Below are 2,229 nucleotides of genomic sequence, written 5' to 3'. Positions count from 1 at the left end.
TGGCGCGGCCGGGCGCGCGCCGCGCCCCCGCACGGCCGAGCGGGGCGCGAAGCCGAGGTCGGCGAGGGTGCGGCCGGGGAACATGTGCAGGAACACCCGCTCGTACGCGTAGTTGGGACAGCGGATCTCACCCGCCTCGACTCTCCCGACGTAGCGCGCGTCGCAGCTCACCCGCTCGCCGATCTCCCGCGCCGCGCGCCGCACCAGGGCGGCGAACTCTGCGGGGGAACGGCGGCCGCGCACCTGCCGGAAGGCGGTGTTGGGGCGGGGCGGCCGGTCGGGCTGCGCCGGGGTATCGGTTGACGACGCCATGGCCGGTCCTCTCGTGCGAACCGTCGAACCTGCCGGAACGGCAGCCTCCACGGGTGGGGTCACCCGTGTGACACCGTGGGTCCGGCGGGGCAAGAACGTACAGGCTGTGTCCGGCCCGACACGCAGTGTTTAGCTACAAAACGGATATCTCATCCACGATCTGCCATGAACTGCCATCCTTTGCGGCGCACTTGTGCCGTAGCCCTTGACGCCGTCCCGCGTTGTACCGCACGGACCGCAACAGGCAGCGTGCTGGAGGCCGGCATGGAGACCCGTCCGAACAACGATCCCTGTCTGGCGCCGTCGTGGTCGCGGCCGCCCGGCGACGCGGCGTGCGATCTCGTCACGGTGCCGACCCGCCAGGGCCTGGAGGCCGTCGACATCCTGCGCCGGGAGGCCGCCGAGGGCGTCGGCCCGGTGCTGCACGACGACGGCCGCGACACGCTCGGCTTCCTCGTCCCGCCCGGCACGGCCGGCCACTGGGACGTGCCGGGCAGCACCTGTGTCCGCACCTCCGGGCGCGGTCTCCGGCTGAACCCGGAGCCGCCCGTGCAGGGCTCCGACTGGCTGCTGCCGCCCGGCGAGGCGGACCTCGCCACCGACCCGGCCACCCTGCGCCGGGCACTTGGCGAGGCGGCCCGGCTGATCGAGGCCGCCGACAGCTGCCGCTGACCGGCGCCGTGCGGCAGGCGCCCGGGCCGCCTGCGAGAATGGGCCGATGGGCAGGTCCAGGGACAACCGGCGCAGGGCGGCCGCCGCAGCCGTCGTGGAGGCCGTCGAGGGCGGCCTCGCGGAACTCATACCCGACCCCGACAGGGCACGGGCCTGGTCGTTGCTGATCGACGGCGCCCCCCAGTCGCACGTCGACCTGGACGACCCGGCGCATCTGGCCTTCGAGTACCAGCGTCGCATCGGCCACGTCATCGACCTGGCCGCCCCGCCCGGCAAGCCGGTGCAGGCGGTGCATCTCGGCGGTGGCGCGCTCACCCTGGCCCGCTACACCGCCGCGACCCGGCCCCGCTCGACCCAGCAGGTGGTGGAGCGCGACGCGGCCCTGGTCCAACTGGTCCGCCGGGAACTGCCTCTTGACCCCGGCGCCCGGATACGGGTGCGCTCGGCCGACGCCCGCGAGGGGCTCGCCAAGGTGCCGGACGGCTGGGCCGGCCTGATCGTCGCCGACGTCTTCAGCGGCGCCCGCACCCCGGCCCACCTGACGTCCACCGAGTTCCTCGACGAGGTCCGCCGCGCCCTGTGTCCCGGCGGCGTCTACACCGCCAACCTCGCCGACGGGCCCCCGCTCGCCCATCTGCGCGCCCAGATCGCCACGGCGGCGGCCCGCTTCGCCGAAGTCGCCCTGATCGCCGACCCGGCGGTGCTGCGCGGCAAGCGCTTCGGCAACGCGATCCTGGTCGCCTCCGACAGCCTGCTCCCGCTCGCCGAACTCACTCGCAGGGCCGCCTCCGACCCCCACCCGGCCCGCCTCGAACACGGCGCGAGACTCCTGGACTTCACCGGGGGCGCGACCCCGGTGACGGACACCTCGGCAGTCGCCTCACCGGCTCCGCCGCCCTCGGTGTTCCGCTGAACTCCCCGAGGGTGTCTCGGTGGTCACGCCGGGCTCGCGACGCCTGGCCTGACCGACGGGACACCCCCTAGTACGTCTGCACGTCCACGTGCGGCGGCCCGTCGTGCCAGTCGCAGAAGACCGTCACGCGGTCGGTGCTGCGGCTGAACTCCACCCTGATCCAGGTCTCCGTCTTCCACACCTGCATCGACCAGCCGGTCCCCGGGGTCGCGGAGACCAGGGTCGCGCTCGCGGGGCCGAGGTCGAACACCGCCCGGCCACCGCCGGTGTCGTACGCCTTGACGTCGCCGGCGGGGGTGGCGGGTGCCGGGGGAGCCGGGGCCGGGGTGGCC

2 protein-coding genes and 2 pseudogenes are annotated in these 2,229 nt (G+C 74.6%); 2 read left to right on the top strand and 2 right to left on the bottom strand.

From position 1 onward, the window contains the following. Positions 1 to 312 (bottom strand): annotated as a pseudogene (locus GT030_RS14600) (hypothetical protein); the annotation flags it as partial. 264 nt (positions 313 to 576) lie between these two features. On the opposite strand from GT030_RS14600, the gene GT030_RS14595 reads away from it, so the two are divergent. Both GT030_RS14595 and GT030_RS14590 read left to right on the top strand, forming a co-directional pair. Then, the gene (locus GT030_RS14595; RefSeq protein WP_161201485.1) at positions 577 to 984 is read left to right on the top strand and encodes a hypothetical protein; all 408 of its coding nucleotides are present in this window, start codon (positions 577 to 579) and stop codon (positions 982 to 984) included. Positions 985 to 1,030: 46 nt separating this feature from the next. Then, positions 1,031 to 1,897 (top strand): fused MFS/spermidine synthase, encoded by an 867-nt coding sequence (locus tag GT030_RS14590; protein ID WP_161201484.1) that lies wholly within the window; start codon positions 1,031 to 1,033, stop codon positions 1,895 to 1,897. A gap of 67 nt (positions 1,898 to 1,964) precedes the next feature. Here GT030_RS14590 and GT030_RS14585 read toward each other — a convergent pair. Continuing rightward, positions 1,965 to 2,229: pseudogene (locus GT030_RS14585) on the bottom strand (hypothetical protein); the annotation flags it as partial.

The organism is Streptomyces sp. SID1328 (assembly GCF_009865595.1).
Taxonomy (GTDB): Bacteria; Actinomycetota; Actinomycetes; order Streptomycetales; family Streptomycetaceae; genus Streptomyces; species Streptomyces griseoluteus.
The sequence above is the reverse complement of the archived record's forward strand: the minus strand, read 5'-3'. Positions and strand labels throughout refer to the sequence as shown.